This window comes from Filomicrobium sp. (assembly GCF_025698805.1).
Taxonomy (GTDB): domain Bacteria; phylum Pseudomonadota; class Alphaproteobacteria; order Rhizobiales; family Hyphomicrobiaceae; genus Filomicrobium; species Filomicrobium insigne.
Window position 1 is genome coordinate 33,302 of the sequence record NZ_JAILWT010000004.1, and the last position, 20,281, is coordinate 53,582.

Below are 20,281 nucleotides of genomic sequence, written 5' to 3' on the forward strand. Positions count from 1 at the left end.
CCTCTAGCTTCATCCACAGGTACTTTATCGCTGTGCCCATAACAACACACTCTACTGCACCCTCCCCAGATGAATTTCTGGAATTACTAGCCTGTGCGCATAGCCTTGCGGACCTCGCTGCTCCGCTCACCCTCCAGTATTTCCGTACCCCTATGTCGATCGACAACAAGGCGAGCGAGAGCGATTTTGACCCTGTGACGGCCGCCGATCGGGCAGCGGAAGAGGTGATGCGCCAGGAAATCTCCCGGCGCTTTGCGAGCCACGGGGTTATCGGAGAAGAGTTTGCCGACACAGGCATCGAGGCGCGATTTCGCTGGGTTATAGATCCGATCGATGGCACCCGCGCCTTCATTATGGGTTGGCCAATGTGGGGCATGCTGATCGGACTTATGCATGACGACATGCCCTACCTGGGCCTCATGGATCAGCCGTTCACCAAAGAACGCTTTTGGTCCACGAAGGACGCGGCACACTTTCGCTATGGCGACGGGACGACCGGCGAACTGAGAACGAGGGCCTGCGGCGGACTGGGAACCGCAGTACTCTCCACCACGCACCCAGACCTGTTTGCCCCCGGAGAAGAGGCCGATGGTTTTGGACGGATCAAGTCTGAAGTCCGCATGACTCGTTTCGGGGGAGACTGCTACGCCTATGCGATGCTGGCGGCAGGTCATTGCGATCTCGTTGTCGAGGCGGGGCTGAAACCGCACGATATCGCCGCACTTATTCCGATCATAGAAAGGGCCGGCGGGGTGATCACGACGTGGGCGGGTGACCCAGCCAGCAACGGCGGCAACATTGTCGCTGCCGGAGATGCAAAAGTGCATGCAGAAGCCGTGGCCCTATTGTCGCGCTGACCGCTCCAACGCTGGGCTCTGGATTCAACGCCACGTGGCTCACACAAACTCCATGTCATAAGGTGGCGCTCGGCGATCCCGAATCACAGCGTGGCAATCCGCGAGGGCAGGATGGAGCTTAAGTCCCAAGCAAAGAACCCGGTCCCAAGCGGTCCCGTCGTCGGCGCCTTTCGGGGATATGACGGACAGCCCCTGCGCTTTGCCCGCTGGGACGCGACCCAAGGGCCGCGACGTGGCACTGTTTGCCTATTCCATGGCCGTAGCGAATTCATAGAGAAGTACTTCGAGACGGTTGCCGATCTCCGGCGCCGCGGCTTTGCCGTCGCGACCTTCGATTGGCGTGGCCAAGGCGCTTCCTATCGCAGCCTCGACAATTTCAGGAAGGGCCATATCAACGACTTTTCCGAATATGAAAGAGATGTTCTGCGGTTCATGAAGGATGTTGTGCTGCCGGACTGTCCACCGCCTTACATCGCGTTGGCTCATTCCATGGGTGGCAACGTCATGATGCGTATGGCGAGCATGCAGGGTTCGTGGTTCGAGCGGATGGTCCTTGCCGCGCCCATGATTGCCATTTCAGAGGAAGAACTACGCCACAGGCGCCGATTGGTACGCCTTTATGCCGAACTCAGCGTGCTGGCTGGCCTTTCGACATCATATATCTACGGCGGCAGCGACGCGATCGTCGGAACGGAGAGGTTTGAAGGCAATCCGCTGACCTCGGACCGGGAGCGGTGGTCGCGCAACAAAGCTATCATCGAAGTTGCTCCGCAGCTTGGGCTCGGCTCTCCCACCAACGGCTGGCTGCGCGCTGCTTTGCGCTCTTGCGCCAAAATCTCCAACCCAGATTACATTCGGCGGATTAATCTTCCGATTTTGATGTTTGCGGCCGGTGAAGACACCGTTGTCTCAACTCGGGCTATCGAGGAGCTTGGCGTGCGGCTGAAGATGGGCAGCCATATTCTCATTGCCGGATCACGTCATGAGATTTTGCAGGAGCAAGACCGCTTCCGTCAGAAATTCTGGGCTGCCTTTGATGCATATCTTGGAGTGGCGAGCGCCGCTGCCTGATAGCGCAGCGCTCGCCACTCATGAGATCTTAGTAGCGAGAGCCATGCCGCCGAGCCCAACGGCGGTCTTCGGGTTTCGCATCGACGATGTTTCCTGAGCAGGCGTCGAGCACCAAATCAAACTCTCGATCAGTGTCCACGCGCCGGGCCTCCAGCTGCATGAACCGGCCCTCGAACTCGACATCTTCGATGTCGTGCCAGCCATCCTCATACAGCACCCGCTCGATCTCTTGAGGGCTCAGACAGGGCGCTGGCTCGCTGACATAGCGCTCGCGCACGCGGTAGTGCCGCTCCTCTCGCTCCTCGTAATGGCGAACTTGAGCTCTAGGCGGCGGGTACTCATAGATCTCACGATAGCGCTGATCTTCGTAAGCGTACGGCCTGCGCTCACCACCATCATATAAGTCTGCGGCAGTGGCTGGCACGGTGCCCACCGCGGCAGCGGCCAACATCACGGGCGGGAGGAAGAAACGCGTTAAGTGCGTCATGTTCGGGTCACTCCATAAACTGCGGCGCGCGTCCCCCCGGGCCCCTTAGCGCTCCATCCGCCAAACTCTCCGGACTATAGCCCGGACTAACTGCAAACAGCCCCATCAAATCCGTCTACAGAAGCGTTGACCGTAACACGGCTTACCCGGGATCGCATCCGTATAATTTCAATGAAAACAGTGCCCTGGGTTAAATCTCAGGAAAGAGAGGCATGTGTGCTTCACCCCTCTTGAAAGGGGCGTATGGCCTCCTAAATCAAGCTCGTGCGCTCGCCGCTTGTTGGGTGTGCACGGTTATGTCTCCGGCCGGCAAAAGCAAATGCGGCCGGGAGTTCACATGTCGCTTCTTCAGGAGGATATGTCATGCGACACATCGATTTTCCGTCTCTTTATCGTTCTACCGTTGGCTTTGACCGGCTCGCACAGTTGCTAGACCAGGTTTCCGGAGAGGACAGCGGGTACCCCCCTTACAACATCGAACGTCTCGCCGAGAATGAGTACCGCATCTCGATGGCGGTCGCCGGCTTTACGCGCGATGAATTGGAAGTGGAGGTCAAGGAACAGACGCTTAGTGTGCGTGGCCAAAAGGCTGCGGAGAGTACAGAACGACAATTCCTACATCGCGGCATCGCCGCCCGGTCCTTTGAGCGCCGTTTCCAGGTTGCTGACCATGTTGAGGTCACCGGGGCCGATCTGAAGGATGGCATGCTGCACGTTGACCTTGTCCGCAATCTGCCGGAGCGGATGAAGCCGCGTACCGTCAGCATATCGGATGGCAATACCGGTGACACCGCAAAGCAGATTGAGGCTCACGCCTAAATCTGGTTCTTCCGTTCGTTCCCCTATCTTCCCAACTCGGCCGCCACCGTCATCAGTGGCGGCCGATTTTTTTTATCGTAAACGGCCTTAGCCCAATGCCGGTGGGCACAGCGCGTCCGGAAAGTTTGGGCAGTTAGATTTTTTCTTGTGCGATTTTCCGAAATCTGCAACATAAGTGCATTAGGTCAGCACTCCTGTCCTTCTTTTGCAGAGAGTGTGCGACCTGAGTGGAGATTGTTTTGCGTGCTTTCCAAAGGCTGTTGCGGTGAACCCGAGCATGGTTTGTGCCGTACGACCAGGGAAGTTCGAGGGGCAGTAACCAGGGGAAACCGGGCGGTGGTCGCGGTCGTCATGTTGGATGACCTCAGACCATTATAATGCGGCGACACGCTTGCCGTTTCCGGCTTACTCCTCCACTCTGACTATCGTCAAATACGGGCGACGTGTGCCGTGACCTTTTTGAGGCCGGTACTCGGGTGGCCGCCGGTGTTGTCATGCCTGTGGCCTCTTACGTTTCGGCTGCCGCAGCCGACGTAAGCCTTCTCAATAACGCCACGAGAGACAAGGCCGAACCATGAACGAACACACCCTGGCAAAGAGCAGCGCGACGAGACAAATTGAGCTCGCGCCTCCAGACGCCGAGGGCTTGTTTGATCCCAAACGCGAGTTCGATGCATGCGGCGTTGGTTTCATCGCCGACATGAAAGGCCGCCGCTCGCATAAAATCGTACAGGATGCGCTACAGATCCTCGCTAACCTCGAGCATCGCGGCGCAACAGGCGCCGATCCTCTGGCTGGTGATGGCGGTGGCATCCTCGTACAGATTCCGCATGCCTTTCTCGCGCAGGAATGCCAGCTCCAGGGCTTTTCGCTACCGCAACCCGGCAACTACTCCGTTGGCCATGTTTTCATGCCACGCGACGAGCGGCTGCGCGCGCATTGCGAGAGGGTCTGGGCCCGCATCATAAAGGAAGAAGGGCTCAGCCTGCTTGGCTGGCGCTCTGTTCCTGTCGACAATTCATGCCTGTCCGAAATGGTCGTCGGGACCGAACCGGTACACCGTCAGGTGTTTGTCGGGCGCGGTTCGTTCAGCGGCGATCAAGACGATTTCGAGCGCCGGCTTTATCTGGTGCGCAAGCGCGTGTCGAACGCGATCGAGAACGCGTACAAGGGCCGTGACATCGGTCATTACACCGTGTCGCTTTCAACGCGCACGCTCGTCTACAAGGGCATGTTCCTGTCGTATCAGGTGAAGGCCTACTACAACGACCTTTCCGACCCGCGCTTCACCAGTGCGATGGCGGTGGTTCACCAACGCTTTTCGACGAACACCTTCCCGTCCTGGAAGCTCGCACACCCTTATCGAATGGTCGCGCATAACGGCGAGATCAACACGTTGCGGGGCAATGTGAACTGGATGGCGGCGCGGCAAGCTTCCGTTTCCAGCACGCACTTTGGCGACGACATTACGAAGCTCTGGCCCATCTCTTATGAAGGGCAATCCGACACGGCCTGCTTCGACAATGCGCTCGAATTTTTGGTGATGGGAGGTTACAGCCTCGCCCACGCAGCAATGATGTTGATTCCTGAAGCCTGGGCCGGTAATCCCCTCATGGATCAGAAGCGGCGCGCTTTCTATGAGTATCACGCCGCGCTGATGGAGCCGTGGGACGGCCCCGCCGCCGTCGCCTTTACCGATGGCCGGCAGATTGGCGCGACGCTCGACCGCAACGGTCTGCGGCCCGCACGTTATCTCATCACCAAGGACGATATCGTCATTATGTCTTCGGAGTCGGGCGTGCTGCCCGTGGCTGAGGAAAACATTGTACGCAAGTGGCGCTTGCAGCCCGGCAAAATGCTTCTGATCGACCTTGAGCTAGGACGCATCATCTCCGATGACGAACTCAAGGCCGAGATCTGCGGCAGCCATCCGTATGAAGGCTGGCTCAAGCGCACCCAGATCATGGTGTCGGACCTCCCTCTGCCGCAGAGGCCGGTCGTTGCGCGCCGCACCAACGTCGCCCTCCTCGACCTGCAGCAAGCGTTCGGCTACACGCAAGAAAGCGCCAAGTTCCTCATGTCGCCAATGGCGGCTACGGGACAAGAAGCTATTGGCTCGATGGGAACCGATACGCCTATTTCGGCTCTGTCATCGAAGTCGAAACTGCTGCACACCTACTTCAAGCAGAACTTCGCACAGGTGACTAACCCGCCGATCGATTCGATCCGCGAGGAACTGGTGATGAGCCTCGTCTCGTTCATTGGACCTCGCCCGAACATTCTCGATCTCGAGGGGACATCACGCCAGAAGCGGCTGGAGGTCTACCAGCCGATCCTTACCAACGAGGACCTTGAGCGCATTCGAGGTATCGGCGAGGTCAAGGACAACAACTTCTCATCGATCACAATCGATATTACGTACCCGGTCGAACGCGGTGCCGCGGGTATGGGTCCGGCTGTCGATTCCGCCTGTGCGGAAGCTGAGGAAGCCGTTCGCTCCGGCGAGTACAACATCATCATTCTGTCTGACCGCAGCGCCGGACGTGACCGGATTCCGGTGCCGTCTCTGCTGGCGACTTCGGCGGTACATCACCACCTGATCCGCCAAGGCCTGCGGACCCGCGTCGGGCTCGTGGTGGAAACGGGTGAAGCCCACGAAGTCCACCAGTTCTGCACGCTCGCCGGCTATGGCGCAGAAGCCATCAACCCCTATCTCGCGTTTGAGACGCTGGAAGCAATGCTGCCAGATCTCGACGAGGAACTGACCGAGAAGGAAGTCAAGAACCGCTACATCAAGGCCATCGGCAAGGCGATGCTCAAGGTGATGGCGAAGATGGGTATCTCCACCTATCAGTCGTACTGCGGCGCGCAGATTTTCGATGCCGTGGGCCTCAAGTCTTCGTTCGTGGATCGCTATTTCACCGGTACGCATACTCAGATCGAGGGTGTAGGCCTGAGGGAAATTGCGCGGGAGACAGTGGAACGGCACGCGTCTGCATTCGGCGATTCTCCTGTGCTTTCCAGCATGCTCGATGTTGGCGGCGAATATGCCTACCGCACGCGTGGCGAAGCACACATGTGGCGTCCTGGTACGGTTGCCGACCTGCAGCACGCCGTACGCGGCAACCTGCCCGATAAGTATCGCTCCTTCGCGAAGGCCGTGAACGAGCAGTCGGAGCAGCTTCTGACTATGCGGGGTCTATTCCGCATTAAGTCTGCCGATGAAGCGGGACGCAAGCCCGTGCCGCTGGATGAAGTTGAGCCTGCATCCGAAATCGTAAAGCGGTTTGCGACAGGCGCGATGAGCTTTGGCTCCATCTCACGCGAGGCTCATACGACGCTCGCGATCGCCATGAATAGAATTGGCGGACGGTCGAACACCGGTGAAGGCGGTGAGGAACCGGATCGGTTCAAGCCAATGCCGAACGGCGACTCCATGCGCTCAGCCATCAAGCAGGTGGCTTCCGGCCGGTTTGGCGTGACGACCGAGTATCTCGCCAACTCGGACATGATTCAGATCAAGATGGCGCAGGGTGCTAAGCCCGGTGAAGGCGGTCAGCTGCCTGGTCACAAGGTGGATGCGACTATCGCCAAGGTCCGGCACGCGACTCCAGGCGTCGGCTTGATCTCTCCACCACCACACCACGATATCTATTCGATCGAAGATTTGGCTCAGCTCATCTTCGACCTGAAGAACACCAACCCGGCAGCGGACGTCTCCGTCAAGCTGGTTTCGGAAGTCGGTGTGGGTACGGTGGCGGCTGGTGTGGCTAAGGCACGTGCCGACCACGTCACCATCTCGGGCTTCGAAGGTGGCACCGGCGCGTCGCCATTGACGTCTATCAAGCACGCGGGGTCGCCATGGGAAATCGGCCTGGCGGAAACGCATCAGACTCTCGTTGGCAACCGGTTGCGCGGGCGTATCGCGGTGCAGGTTGATGGCGGCTTGCGGACAGGCCGGGACGTTATCATCGGCGCACTTCTGGGTGCGGATGAATTCGGCTTCGCCACGGCTCCGCTTATCGCGGCGGGCTGCATCATGATGCGCAAGTGCCATCTCAACACCTGCCCGGTCGGCATCGCCACGCAGGATGAGCGGCTCCGCGCGAAGTTCACGGGCACGCCAGAGCACGTCATCAACTATTTCTTCTTCGTCGCCGAGGAAGTGCGCGAGTATATGGCAGCGTTGGGTGTGCGGACGTTCAACGAACTGGTCGGGCAATCTGACCTGCTCGATAAAGAACGAGCGATTGCGCATTGGAAGGCCAAGGGCCTGGACTTCACCAAGCTCTTCCACAAGCCGAACGTGCCGAAGTCCGTCGCGATCTACAATTGTGAGCGACAGGACCACGGGCTTGAGAAGCTGTTGGACAACAAGCTTATCGAGTTCTGCCGCCCTGCTATCGACTCCAAGGAACGGGTGTCGAAGGAGATCGCGGTCAAGAACACGGACCGGTCTGTCGGCACGATGCTCTCGGGCGTCATCGCGAAAGCGTATGGTCATGCAGGCCTGCCGGAAGACACCATCTGGCTAACACTCAAGGGCACCGCCGGACAGAGCTTCGGCGCGTGGGTTGCCCGTGGCGTGACGTTAGATCTTATCGGCGAAGGTAACGACTATGTCGGCAAGGGGTTGTCGGGCGGCAAGCTGATCGTACGTCCGGATGCGCTCTCAGGCATCATTCCGGAAGAGTCGATCATCGTCGGCAACACCGTGCTTTACGGCGCAATCGAAGGTGAATGCTATTTCCGCGGCATTGCGGGCGAGCGCTTCGCCGTGCGCAACTCGGGCGCTTATGCGGTTGTTGAAGGCACGGGCGATCATGGCTGCGAATACATGACGGGTGGCGTGGTCGTGGTCCTTGGTCCGACGGGGCGTAACTTCGCGGCGGGTATGTCCGGCGGCATCGCCTACGTCCTTGACGAGGCTGGCGACTTCGAAGCGAAATGCAATTTGGCCATGGTCGATCTGGAACCCGTCACCGCAGAAGATGCCGTGATGGCACGCCTGACAGATCAGAAGGGTGAACTTGAGAGCCACGGCCTCGTCGAGGTCATGGAAGACATGACCAGCCACGACGTCGAACGGCTACATCAGCTCATCACGCGGCACGCACACTACACGAACTCGCAGAAGGCTCAGCAGATCCTCGCGAAGTGGTCCGAGTATCTGCCTAAGTTCCGCAAGGTGATGCCCGTCGAATATCGCCGCGCTCTGGCCGATATGGCCAAGGCTCAGCAAGCCGATAAGACGGGACTTGGTGTGCTTGAGATCGGTGTAACACGCGCCAAAGCGGATTAAGCCGTTACACGGCTAGGGCCGGCTGGAAATGATCCCGGCCGGCTCCTCGAATGTTCGACGCAGGCAGTAAATAGAACGCCACGACAGGGCAGAGAAACGGACTGAAGAATGGGCAAGGTTACGGGTTTTCTGGAATTTGCGCGCGCTGAGCGGAAATATGCGCCAGTCGAAGAGCGCATACAGCATTGGCATGAATTCGTGCTGCCGATGGCTGAGGACGAAACCAAAACTCAGGCCGCACGCTGCATGGATTGCGGGATTCCGTATTGTCAGACGGGCTGCCCGGTCAACAACCAGATCCCTGACTGGAACGACCTCGTCTATCATAGCGATTGGCAGAGGGCGGCAGTCAACCTGCACTCAACCAATAACTTCCCTGAAGTGACGGGACGCGTTTGCCCGGCACCCTGCGAAGCAGCCTGCACGCTTAACATCGATGACACGCCGGTCACGATCAAAGCGATCGAGTGCGCCATTGCCGATCGCGGCTTTGAGGAAGGTTGGATCGTACCGAAGCCGGCCGACAAGAAAACCGGAAAGAAAATTGCTGTTATCGGCTCCGGTCCGGCTGGGCTGGCTGCCGCGCAGCAGCTGGCGCGTGCGGGTCATGATGTGCATGTCTATGAGAAGAACGCTCGCCCCGGCGGACTTCTCGTTTACGGCATTCCCGATTTCAAAATGGAAAAGAGCGTGATCGCCCGACGCGTTCGCCAGATGGAAGCCGAAGGTGTCACCTTTCACTGCAACGTCAATGTTGGCGTCGACGTGACGGCGAAGAGCCTGGATAGTTCGCACGACGCCGTCCTGCTCGCCATTGGCTCGGAGCGCCCGTTTGATTTCTTCGCGGATGCGCCCGGCCGGAACCTCGACGGCATCCACTTCGCCATGGATTTCCTGCCTCAGCAGAACCGGCGCGTTGCCGGCGAGACTATCCCGCCGACGATCAACGAAATCTCGGCGAAGGATAAGCATGTGATCGTTATTGGCGGTGGCGACACGGGCTCGGACTGCATTGGCACGTCGATCCGTCAAGGTGCGAAGTCCGTCACTCAGCTTGAAATTATGCCGAAGCCTCCTGTGAAGGAGAACAAGGCGATGAGCTGGCCCAACTGGCCGATGAAGTTGCGGATATCGAGCAGTCAGGCGGAAGGTGCGGAAACCGTTTACTCCGTTTCGACGACCGGATTTTCCGGCGAAGACGGCAACGTGAAGAAACTCAACTACGTCCAAGTGGACGAAAAACTGCAGCCGATCCCGGGCAGCGAAGCTTCACTCGATGCGGATCTCGTGTTGCTCGCGATGGGCTTTTCCGGCCCCATCGAGGACGGTCTCGTCAACGAACTTGAGCTTTCTGCCGTGCCGCGCGGCCGCTTCAAAGGCCTCGATGCCGACGAACAGAACTACAAGCTTCCTGGCGACAATGCTCTGTTTGCTGCCGGGGATATTCGCCGCGGTCAGTCTCTGGTCGTCTGGGCGATCCGCGAAGGCCGCCAGGCCGCGCACGCCATCGACAAGTTCCTGATGGGCTCAACGGTCCTGCCGCGCTAAACGCAGCGTCCTGATTTTAGGATTTATGCCGAGATATTCCGGCCTGGGTTAAGCCCTGGGCCGGAACGGGCTGACGTCCGGCAGCGGCGTTCCGCCATTCTCTCCGTCTTGGTCCGGTTTGGAATCGCTTGGGCGCTTCAAAGGTGGCGGCTCAGGGCGCGGCCATGCAAAGTCATCGGCGCGACCCGCACGCGCTTCGAGCCGTTCTCCTTTAACGAGTACACGGAAGAAGGGGGCTTGCGCCGGCGAGAACTTCCGCATTTGACCGTCGATCGAAGCATCGCTGGCAGCTGTCACGGAGCTCATGATGTTGAGGCCTCCGGCGATCTGATCGACGAGCACCGCACCCATAGGAGTCGGACGATCCGGGCTCTGCTTGCGGGTGACAAGGGCAACCACGGAGCCTGGAATAGCGGGACGCACGATCTCCAACGGCACGATGTTTTCGCGACCGTTGGGTCCGATGGTCTTCAAGTTGATGCGGCTGTTGTCTTCCTTCTGTTCGCCGCCCCCGGCGCGCAGGAAAAATGAGCCTTCGCTGCTTTGCGTGGCGGCTTTGGCCTTTGCCCGATCAATAGAAGCGCGCCACCCTGTCAGGTTGGCCTGCTCGTCCTGTTTGACCATGGCGCTCACGCGCTTTTGCTCTTCCTCAGCGCCCGCAAGTGGAATGGACCGATCAGCTTTGGCCTGCGCCAGATCCCGCTTGAGTTCGCGCTCCAAGAAGTGCGCGAGCTTCTCATAACCGCGGTAGGTAAAATGGATGCCATCGCGCCAACGCAACAAGCTGATCTTACCGCTAAGGTCGGGCCCATAAGCGCTATAGCCTTCTTCACCGTCTGAGAAATTTGCGACCGTGTCGATAAATTTCAGGCTGTTGAGGTAGGCCCGCTCACGAATGATTTCGTTGATGATCTGGGTTTCAGCATCGGCACTCGTGGAGCGCATGGTCGGCGCACCCATCCAATAGACAGCGATACTCTTGTTTTTCAGTTCTTTCATGAGTTGATCAACTCGGCGGCCGTACTCTGTGCGCCAATCCTGCGAACCGAACCGATAGCTATTGCCATTTGGCGCGCGGACGGACCGGCGGTCGTTCACGCCGAGCATGATGACCGCGATGTGCACCTTGTCTCGCTCAAGATCAGAGACCAGCTCCTTCAACTCGGACGGGAAGCGATTGGTCGTTATTCGACTCAGGGTCCACAATTTACGGTTGACGTTTACGCGCGCTTCCCTCGCCAGGGTGTCGGAGTCGACCATGGCTCCCAACAGCCCTTCTGCGAGCGTGTCTCCCACAACCCGGATCTGATACGTGTCGCCTTCCGGAAACGGCGTGATGTAGCTCGCCCCTGCGCCCATTTGCGCACGCACCGCCATCGGCGTCATGACCGCAATGGTCACGCAAAACGTCAGTGCCCAAGTCAAACGCTTCGACATTGTCACGTCGGGGTTGCTCCATCGAATCGGCGCATGCGCCACCTGTGTCCCTGACCCGGCACGGGTTGGCACGGAACCGGCGGATCGCGGGTAAGATACCGCGTGGTCGTCTCGCGTTAAAGCTGGATGTTAGCCAACTCTGCGCGTCATCCGGAAGTCTTTTGCAGGTGGTTCAAAACAGCATCGGACGGCCAGCAGTCAACGCGCAGGCCATTGTCTTTCTGGTATCGCCCAACCTGACGCCGCGTATTGGAGCCGATAAAGCCATCGACGATCTCGATGCCATAGCCGCGGTCTTTCAATCCCTGCTGTATACCACGGATCAATGCCGTGCGTTGCGGTCCGATCGCTTCCCACCGGGTATGGAAATCGCCGCCTCCAGCAATGCGGTCGGCCAAATTACCGACGAATGTCGCGTAGAGGTCCGATGTGTTGTAGCGACGAATTACCTGGAAATTTTCCAACGCCAGGAAGGACGGGCCATGAGCGCCCGCCGGTGACATGAGATACGCATTTTCATTCAGCATGGCGTCTGGAAATTCGCGGCCGCCCGTGCGGCGGTATCCCAACGCCACCCACTCGCGCAGCGGACGCAGGCCGGGAGGGCCTTCGAGGGAACAATCTGACGTTTCTGGGATGGCGACCTCATAGCCCCACGTCTGACCACGCTGCCAGCCCTTGTTCTTTAGCTGGCGTGCAGCGGAAGCTAAGGCGTCGGGAACGGAATCGAAGAGATCTGCATAACCATCGCCGCCCATGTCATGCACATGCGCGAAGAATTCCGAGGGCATGAACTGAGTCAGCCCCATCGCGCCAGCCCAAGAAGCGCGCATTTTGTTCCGGGGCACGCCCTTTTCCAGCAATTTCAAAGCGTAAAGGAACTCGTCGCGAAACATTTCCTTGCGCCGGCCGGTCCAGGCTTGGGTGGCAAGCACAGTGATCGCATCATATTTTGGTGTGTACGCGCCGAATGCTGTTTCGCGGCCGAAAATCGCCAGCACCGAATAGCGATCGACACCGAATTCCTGCTCAATGCGGTCAAGCGCGGCCTTGTGTTCAGAGGCTAGCCTCTGTCCCGTGTTGGCGAGACGGGCAAGATAGGCCGCATCGATGTAGTCGCTTGGTTCGCTGGTGAACTCCGACTGGCGCACCTGCGTTTTCTGGCGGCCTGGGATCTCCAAATCGGGCAGGGACAGATCCGGCTTCAGGCTTTTGACCACCTTGTCGAAGGTCTGTCGCGAAACTCCGTATTTATCGCGCGCTTCCGGCCAGAGGTTCTCCAGGAAGGTCTTGAAATCCTCACGGGCTTGAGCCGGAGCTGACCAGCTCCAGAAGCTGGCGAGCATCATGCATACGACCAAAGCTTGGAACGCGAAGGGGCGCGCGCCAAGCTTGTCTGCCGGCCTACCGATTGTCATGCGTTGCACCGCATCTGCCTTTATTTGTCGGGCCCAGTTTCAAAAACGCTTTCGGGCACTCCTACTGGCTAGGCAGTCTGCGAGGATTCGCGGCGATTTTAGGACTTTTGAGCCCAACTACGAGGCCTCGCGGAGCCCAACGAGATGGCGTTCCCAGGCGAAGGCCTGGGCGACAATCACATCGAGGTCATCATATTCGGGCTGCCAGCCGAGTGCTTCGCGGATTTTGGCGGATGCCGCAACGATCGCCGCGGGATCTCCGGGACGCCGCGCGGTCATTCGCACGTCGAAGTTCGCTCCGGATGCACGCTTTACGGCCTCAACCACCTCGAGCACCGAAGCGCCGCGCGAGTAGCCGCAGTTGAAGATTTCCGACGCGCCGCCGCTCCGCAAATGCGCGAGCGCCTTCATGTGAGCGCGCGCCAGATCCTTCACATGGATAAAATCGCGGATGCAAGTGCCATCTGGGGTCGGATAGTCCGTTCCAAATACTTGCATGTAGGGACGCATACCTAACGCCGTTTCACAGGCGACCTTGATCAAATGCGTCGCCTGCGGAGTGGATTGGCCAGTGCGGCCGTCCGGGTCCGCACCAGCCACGTTGAAATAGCGCAGCGCCACGTAGTTGAAATCGTGAGCCCGCGCAACATCAGCGAGCATAAATTCCGTCATCATCTTGGACGTGCCGTAGGGCGACATCGGCCGCAGCGTCGCGGTCTCGCTTACAGGGTTTTCTTCCGGCATGCCGTATACGGCTGCTGTCGAGGAGAAGATGAATTTGTCGATCCCTGAACGTACGGCGGCCTCGATGAGATTGCGCGAGTTGCCAGTATTATTCTGATAGTACTTCAGAGGATTGCTGACGGATTCAGGAACGATGATGGATCCAGCGAAGTGGATGATCGCTTCTACGTTCCACTCTTTGGCGATCCGGCAAACGAGATCCATGTCGCCGACATCGCCGACGATCAAAGGTACGTCGTCGGGAACGGCCCAGCGGAACCCGGTTGAAAGGTTGTCGAGTACAACGACGCTTTCGCCCGCGTCGCGCAGCTCAAGAACCATGTGACTCCCGATGTAACCCGCCCCGCCTGTTACCAAAATCGTCATTTTCGACTCAATCCTCTTGCTAATTAAGGACTATGTTCCCGGCGATCAGGAAGTGCAAAAAAATCGACACAATGTCCCGCCTAGTAACCGCCGGCGTCCTTTAGCCTTTGATATCAAGGCGCAGCAAATTCCGAATTAACGTGATATCAGCGCTTCGGTTGTCCTTTTCAACTCATTAACAGAACTACGGGAATCCGCGAATGGCTTCACCACACCGCCCAATCCGAAAGGCCGTACTCCCTGTCGCTGGACTTGGAACCCGATTCCTACCGGCTACGAAAGCGGTTCCAAAGGAGATGCTGACGGTCGTCGATCGTCCCGTTATCCAACACGTGGTGGACGAAGCTCTCGCGGCGGGCATCGAGCATCTGGTTTTCGTAACTGGTCGCAATAAAGCAGTTATCGAGGATCATTTCGACAGCCAGTTCGAGCTGGAATGGACGCTACAGGATCGCGGTAAAGAGCGCGAACTGGAGAAATTGCGCGCGGAAATGCCCAAGCCCGGACAGACGAGCTTTACGCGCCAACAAGCGCCTCTGGGTCTTGGCCATGCCGTATGGTGTGCACGGAACATCGTCGGCGACGAACCCTTCGCTTTGCTCTTACCGGACATGCTTCATCTGGCCGATACGCCATGCCTCGCGGACATGATCACAGCCTATAACGCGTGCGGCGGGAACCATATCGCGGTGTCGCCAGTCCCCGAGGACCAGACGCAAAACTACGGCATCGTCGGTGTCAAAGACGCATCGGCTCCCGTGAGCGAAATCACCGCAATGATCGAGAAGCCCAAGCCGGGGACTGCGCCCTCCAACCTGCACATCACCGGCCGTTATATTCTGCAGCCGGAAATTTTCAGCATTCTCGCCGATCAGGAACGCGGCGCCGGCAACGAAATTCAGCTCACGGACGCGATGATAAAGTTGCAACACGAACAGTCTTTCCACGCCGTGCGCTTCGACGGGACGATTTACGACTGCGGCTCGAAGATGGGCTTTCTGCTCGCCAACGTCGCCTACGCCCTGGAGCGTGAAGATCTCGCCGATACGTTCCGCGCAGAGCTCAAAAAGTTCATATGATCTGACGGCTGATCAACCTCTAACGCCTCAGCCGCAAGCCAATCCGGAATTCGTCAGAATTGTAGTTGCTATCGGGGAAATCCGAGCGGAACGCGACGTGCTCATAGCGCGAGAAGACAATCGCTTCTCGGGTCATGAAATATTCAAGCCCCAGCCTCAGTGCCAATTGGCGCTCATCGACATCTATACCGGCGTAGCTTCGGCGGGTTCCCTCGATACCCGCTGAACCAACGAGGCTTGTCATGAAGGCATGACGCATTTCTACGCCCGCACGGTGTTCCAGGACGCCGCCGGAGCCAACGGTCGTGGTTTCCGAAAAATTGGTTCCCGCCGTGAAGAGGAAAGACGTTAGTGCGTTGAAACGGTAAGCGAGGTTGGCTTCCAGGATCGTACCGTCAACATCTGCGAGATCTGCGGCGTCAAAATCCTGGCTGCCGTATCCGACGCTGACCTCGCCGCGCAGAACCTGCCCCGTCTCACCGAAGGAAATACCGCCGCGGTAACGGCTACCATGGGAATCCCGGCTCAATCCGTCGGTCGTCGCGACTTGTTCGAACTTGCGCGTATTGCCGTCAACCGCGGCAAACACGGACAGCGTCGGTTTGAACTCCCATGATACACGCGCGCCCGCGGCTCGCTCCGTAAAGTCACGATCGTCAGGATTGCTTATGCCGGGCGTGTCGTACTGAGTATCGGTGAGCGTTCCGTTCAATTGAACGGTCAGGCGGTTGAACCGGTGGGTGAGTGTCGAAGCCGCCAGGTCCTGCGTGACGTAAGAAGCGGGACCGACCGACGAAGCGTCGATGGCAGACCGGCTCTCTTTTGCATGTTGCCGGGTCAGGACGGCCTGCAGGTTCGTCCGACGTGTGACATCCAGGCGACCACGTCCCTCTAAGAGATAGCCACGGTCGTTCTCGCTCGTGAACTCGTTGTAAAAACTGAAATCACCAGCTGCTCGCAGTTCCAACGCGTGGTTGGACCAATCGGACACCAGGCGCCCTGTCGGCAGAATGTCGAGAGCCCAGTCCGACTCTGCGTTGGGCGAGGCGAATACGTTGGAAAATCTTGCGCCGCTGAGCTCTACCTCCGGGAACAGCACGAAAGATCCCAGCCGGATACCGATGGGATCGTAAGGCTCGATCTCGAACAAGCGGCGAGGCCGCCGGTTGAGGATAGGGTTTGAGGGGGCGATGTCCTCAATCTGAAACAATAGCGGATCGTAGCCAGCCGGCGGGTTTTCAAATGCCGCTATAGCTTCCGGCGCACGCTGATCCACAAGGGCTGGGTCGTCAACAGCGCCAGCCTCCTCGGGCGCAGGCGCCGTTAAGATGCCATCTTGAACATCTTGGGGCTCGGGCGGGTAGTTAAGATCACCATCTTGTACGATAGGCCTGCCGGAGGGAATTGTGCCGCGTAATCCCGCACTTGGAATAATTGTGTCGCTGGGATCACCCGCAGTTTGATCTCGGGAATCGACATTCGGCGCCTGGCCGAACGCTGGCGTGGCGACAAGCACCATCGCAGCCGCACAGGCGACTAGCGCACGACCGGCTCGGAGTCGGACGACCTGTGCAAAATGACGCACTGCAGCAACGCTCCTGGATCAAGCAACGAAAAACGCAATACGCCAGAGCCAAAGCTAGGAGGTTGTGGTTAACCATCCGTTTAGCGTTGGTCACATCACCGCCCGCATTGGCGGATCAAAATGTGTCTGATACACAGACATGACCCAGAGGGATTGGGACCTAAAAGGGGCTGCAGCCGCGGGCAACCATCGGCTGCGAAAGAGGGAGCCGCCACGGGGGCGGATAGGATGGCGCAACAACGGGTCAAGCTGAGGGCTATCGAGGGCGGCGCCGGGCGCGCACCTGCGAAAAAGCCGACCAAGTCGAAATCCAAGACCTTGGCATCGGTGGAAGCCGCTACACGCACGGTGCGGCTAGAAGTCGAAGGGCTTGCCGCTCTTGATGAAGCGCTGCAGAACGGACTTGGAAAGCCGTTTAGCCAAGCGGTGAAGCTGCTCGCCGCCGCACGTGGCCGCGTGATCGTTTCCGGCATCGGCAAATCAGGGCATGTCGGCCAGAAAGTTGCCGCGACGTTTGCCTCGACTGGTACGCCATCGTTCTTCGTGCATCCGAGCGAAGCCTCCCACGGTGACCTTGGGATGATTACGCCAGATGATGTGATCCTCGCGATCTCATGGTCTGGCGAGACCGTCGAACTCAAGAATATCATTACGTATTCGCGGCGCTTTTCCGTGCCGTTGATCGCGATTACATCACGGAAAACTTCGGCGCTCGGCGGGCAAAGCGATGTCTGCCTGGAGTTGCCGCGGGCTAAAGAAGCCTGCCCACACGGATTGGCTCCAACCACGTCCACGACCATGCAACTGGCGATGGGTGATTGTCTGGCGGTTGCGCTCTTGGAGGCCAAGGGCTTTACGGCCCATGACTTTAAGGTGTTTCACCCGGGTGGTTCGCTCGGTGCGTCGTTGAAATACGTCGGCGACCTGATGCACAGCGGCGAAAAGCTTCCACTGGCCCGCAGTGACGAGCCGATGGCCGCCGCTCTCGTCACGATGACAGCCAAGGCGTTCGGATGCCTTGGGATCGTGAACGGGAAGGGTAAAATGGTTGGTATCGTCACCGATGGTGATTTGCGGCGCCACATGGGGGCAAGTCTGGTCGATGCGGTTACCCGCGATGTGATGACTAAAAACCCCAAGACCGTCGAACCAGGGATGTTGGCCTCTGCCGCGCTTGAGCTTATGAACTCAAAACGCATTACGGCATTGTTCGTCGTCGAGAAGGGACGGCCGGTCGGGATCGTGCATGTCCACGACATGCTGCGCGCAGGCGTTGTCTGAGCGCAATAACGGCGGCCCGCAGGGGACCGCCGTTCGGTAATTCGTTCTATTGTGTCTCTAAACTCAGTCGCCCTGGAAGATGGGGTTATCGCATCCCTGACCGCTGTACGACAGTGGAGCTGCTTGCGCTGCACCGAATGCGCCAGCGAGAACTACGAGGGAAAGAGCAGCCAGTCCGAAGGTCTTTGCGATCATGTTCATCTCATTGTCTCCATGTGTTTACGTCACCCGTTGTGACTGAAGGGACAATGCTCCGAGCTCCGCCATTCGCATGTTTCTCAGGGAACATTCTCTGGTGGGTTCACGAGAGTGTGACGTATGCCGCCCAACTCCAACGTCATTCTCAATGAATACGGCGGTCCCAATGGAACCGCCGTACCGTCTCCGATCGATCTATGCGAAGTCCGGGATCAGTTGCCCTGGAAAACAGGACTATCGATGCCCTGGCTTCCGAAGGGTGCGTGCTTGGTATGCGCCTGAGCAGCCCCCATGACGCCCAGTGACATCGTCGTTATGGCAGCTGCTACGATCAGTGTCTTTGCAATGGCTTTCATCATCATCTCCACTTTTTAAAAGCGCCTTTTATTCTGACGCTTATCTGGATTTAGGCAGTGGAGATGATCCGCCAAGAGCGAATACGCGCGTTTCACCGGGGTGTGACGCACCGTGATTTTTACGGAGACTAATTAATTTGCGAGGGCTACTCGGCGGTGCGCTGTACGATCAAAACAGTCGCATTGACGCCGACAACCTTCACTCTGGTTCCGGCAGGTAAATCTGGGCCTTCCGCTTGCCACAAGCTATCTCCCACCTGGACCTTGCCGCGCCCATCAACGATGGGTTCGACGACAGTGAAGGTGCGTCCTACGTAACGAAGCGCGCGCGTATTAAGGCCAGGCTCATCGCTAGGGTCCAAATCGGGACTCGAATAGCGCCGGACGAAAAGTACGGCTGCCATTGACAACAATGCAAACGCAACGAGTTGAAGTTGCCATGTAAAAAGCTCGGCGGCTTCTGGAACAAAATTGGCAAATGCCAACGTGACCGCGCCGATAATCATCGCGGCGAGCCCGAACCAGATCAAATAGACCCCTGGCAGAAGGGTTTCCATGACGAACAACGCAACGCCGAGTATCACCCAATTCCAAGGACCAAGGCTGCCGAAGAAATCTGTTAATCCAGCCATCTTGGGTTACCCCCATTGCACCCGAACACAAGTCTAGATCAAACGGACGAAGGCACAATCTCCTTCGTCCGTGCGCGAGCCTGCTTAGCCTCAGGTGCGGGGCACCGAGCCGCGTGACGCAGGCGTGGACGGAGGAGACTGATCCTTCTTGAAGGCCTGTCCTGTAATCTCCGCGAGCCCGGCGATGGAGCCAATCACCGATGACGCTTCTAACGGCATCATGATCACTTTCTGGTTCGGAGAGGCCGCCAACTTCTCCAGCGCCTTCACGTAATTGTTGGCGACGAAGTAGTTGATGGCCTGGACGTTGCCATTGGCAATCGCTTCAGACACCATCTGCGTGGCCTTGGCTTCGGCCTCGGCTTGGCGCTCGCGTGCCTCGGCGTCCTTGAATGCAGCCTCACGGCGTCCTTCCGCCTCTAGCACCGCTGCTTGCTTCTCGCCTTCGGCTTCAAGGATGGCGGCTTCCCGTGCGCCTTGAGCTTCCAAAATCTGGGCCCGCTTTTCGCGTTCGGCTTTCATCTGGCGGGCCATCGAGTCGACGAGGTCACGCGGGGGATCGATATCCTTGATTTCGATGCGGGTGACTTTGATGCCCCAAGATTCAGTCGCCGCGTCCACGACGTGGAGTAGCTGCGCGTTGATGTGGTCACGGTTGGACAGGAGTTCATCGAGGTCCATCGAACCCATAACGGTACGAATGTTCGTCATCGTCAGATTGATGATCGAATGTTCGAGCATATCGACTTCATATGCGGCGTTAGCAGCGTTGATGACCTGATAGAACGTGACGCCGTTGACGCGCACCATAGCGTTATCGCGGGTGATGACATCCTGCGAAGGAATATCGAGCACCTGTTCCTTCATATTCATACGGGTACCGATACGCTCCATAACCGGAACCAGAATATGCAGTCCCGGCTGTAGCGTGCGGGTGTAACGTCCAAAACTCTCGACAGTATAATTGTACCCCTGAGGTACGATCTTCACAGTCGACCAAAGCGCCGCAATGGCCGCCAAGATCAAAAGGGCTCCAAGGAGGCCCAGTCCGTCCAACATGCTTTTTCTCCAAAACGAGGCGTCGTGAGGCGACTTTAGCTC

General features: G+C 58.3%; 16 protein-coding genes. 7 read left to right on the plus strand and 9 right to left on the minus strand.

Features of this window, described 5'->3' with window-relative positions; all coding sequences use genetic code 11:
* Positions 1 to 32: 32 nt before the first annotated feature.
* Positions 33 to 857 carry a histidinol-phosphatase gene (hisN, locus tag K5845_RS11150; protein WP_244464899.1) on the plus strand — a complete coding sequence of 275 codons (825 nt, stop codon included), beginning with the start codon at positions 33 to 35 and terminating at the stop codon, positions 855 to 857.
* A 111-nt stretch (positions 858 to 968) separates the two neighbouring features.
* Positions 969 to 1,928, plus strand: coding sequence for an alpha/beta hydrolase (locus K5845_RS11155; RefSeq protein WP_046478281.1), 960 nt, complete (start codon positions 969 to 971; stop codon positions 1,926 to 1,928).
* A 28-nt stretch (positions 1,929 to 1,956) separates the two neighbouring features.
* On the opposite strand, the gene K5845_RS11160 is transcribed toward K5845_RS11155, so the two are convergent.
* Positions 1,957 to 2,415 (minus strand): hypothetical protein, encoded by a 459-nt coding sequence (locus K5845_RS11160; RefSeq protein WP_287958999.1) that lies wholly within the window; start codon positions 2,413 to 2,415, stop codon positions 1,957 to 1,959.
* A 363-nt stretch (positions 2,416 to 2,778) separates the two neighbouring features.
* On the opposite strand from K5845_RS11160, the gene K5845_RS11165 reads away from it, so the two are divergent.
* From K5845_RS11165 to K5845_RS11175, 3 genes are all read left to right on the plus strand, one after another.
* Positions 2,779 to 3,234 carry an Hsp20 family protein gene (locus K5845_RS11165; protein ID WP_287959000.1) on the plus strand — a complete coding sequence of 152 codons (456 nt, stop codon included), beginning with the start codon at positions 2,779 to 2,781 and terminating at the stop codon, positions 3,232 to 3,234.
* A gap of 574 nt (positions 3,235 to 3,808) precedes the next feature.
* Positions 3,809 to 8,536 carry a glutamate synthase large subunit gene (gene gltB, locus K5845_RS11170; protein WP_046478278.1) on the plus strand — a complete coding sequence of 1,576 codons (4,728 nt, stop codon included), beginning with the start codon at positions 3,809 to 3,811 and terminating at the stop codon, positions 8,534 to 8,536.
* A 108-nt stretch (positions 8,537 to 8,644) separates the two neighbouring features.
* Complete coding sequence (locus K5845_RS11175; protein WP_287959001.1) at positions 8,645 to 10,084, plus strand: glutamate synthase subunit beta; 1,440 nt, start codon at positions 8,645 to 8,647, stop codon at positions 10,082 to 10,084.
* A gap of 48 nt (positions 10,085 to 10,132) precedes the next feature.
* Here K5845_RS11175 and K5845_RS11180 read toward each other — a convergent pair whose 3' ends face one another.
* The 3 genes from K5845_RS11180 to galE form a co-directional block, all read right to left on the minus strand.
* On the minus strand, positions 10,133 to 11,521 hold the full coding sequence (locus tag K5845_RS11180) for an SGNH/GDSL hydrolase family protein (RefSeq protein ID WP_052743857.1): 1,389 nt from the start codon (positions 11,519 to 11,521) through the stop codon (positions 10,133 to 10,135).
* A 146-nt stretch (positions 11,522 to 11,667) separates the two neighbouring features.
* Positions 11,668 to 12,939, minus strand: coding sequence for a lytic murein transglycosylase (locus tag K5845_RS11185; protein WP_287959002.1), 1,272 nt, complete (start codon positions 12,937 to 12,939; stop codon positions 11,668 to 11,670).
* Between the two features lie 117 nt (positions 12,940 to 13,056).
* Positions 13,057 to 14,049, minus strand: coding sequence for a UDP-glucose 4-epimerase GalE (galE, locus tag K5845_RS11190; protein WP_046478276.1), 993 nt, complete (start codon positions 14,047 to 14,049; stop codon positions 13,057 to 13,059).
* A gap of 200 nt (positions 14,050 to 14,249) precedes the next feature.
* On the opposite strand from galE, the gene galU reads away from it, so the two are divergent.
* Positions 14,250 to 15,128: a UTP--glucose-1-phosphate uridylyltransferase GalU gene (gene galU, locus K5845_RS11195; RefSeq protein ID WP_046478275.1), complete on the plus strand. Its 879-nt coding sequence runs from the start codon at positions 14,250 to 14,252 to the stop codon at positions 15,126 to 15,128.
* A gap of 19 nt (positions 15,129 to 15,147) precedes the next feature.
* Here the strand turns inward: galU and K5845_RS11200 are convergent, their stop codons facing one another.
* A complete protein-coding gene (locus tag K5845_RS11200; RefSeq protein WP_287959003.1) occupies positions 15,148 to 16,713 on the minus strand; it encodes an outer membrane beta-barrel protein in 1,566 nt (521 codons plus the stop codon).
* Between the two features lie 228 nt (positions 16,714 to 16,941).
* Here K5845_RS11200 and K5845_RS11205 point away from each other — a divergent pair, with 228 nt between their 5' ends.
* Positions 16,942 to 17,994 (plus strand): KpsF/GutQ family sugar-phosphate isomerase, encoded by a 1,053-nt coding sequence (locus tag K5845_RS11205; RefSeq protein WP_082101096.1) that lies wholly within the window; start codon positions 16,942 to 16,944, stop codon positions 17,992 to 17,994.
* A 63-nt stretch (positions 17,995 to 18,057) separates the two neighbouring features.
* Here the strand turns inward: K5845_RS11205 and K5845_RS11210 are convergent, their stop codons facing one another.
* From K5845_RS11210 to K5845_RS11225, 4 genes are all read right to left on the minus strand, one after another.
* Positions 18,058 to 18,195, minus strand: coding sequence for a hypothetical protein (locus K5845_RS11210; protein WP_160298701.1), 138 nt, complete (start codon positions 18,193 to 18,195; stop codon positions 18,058 to 18,060).
* 209 nt (positions 18,196 to 18,404) lie between these two features.
* Positions 18,405 to 18,548 carry a hypothetical protein gene (locus K5845_RS11215; protein ID WP_170832375.1) on the minus strand — a complete coding sequence of 48 codons (144 nt, stop codon included), beginning with the start codon at positions 18,546 to 18,548 and terminating at the stop codon, positions 18,405 to 18,407.
* A 146-nt stretch (positions 18,549 to 18,694) separates the two neighbouring features.
* Entirely contained in the window at positions 18,695 to 19,180 is a 486-nt protein-coding gene (locus tag K5845_RS11220; RefSeq protein ID WP_046478274.1) for an NfeD family protein, read from the minus strand.
* A gap of 90 nt (positions 19,181 to 19,270) precedes the next feature.
* Positions 19,271 to 20,239, minus strand: coding sequence for an SPFH domain-containing protein (locus K5845_RS11225; RefSeq protein ID WP_046478273.1), 969 nt, complete (start codon positions 20,237 to 20,239; stop codon positions 19,271 to 19,273).
* Positions 20,240 to 20,281 lie beyond the last annotated feature (42 nt).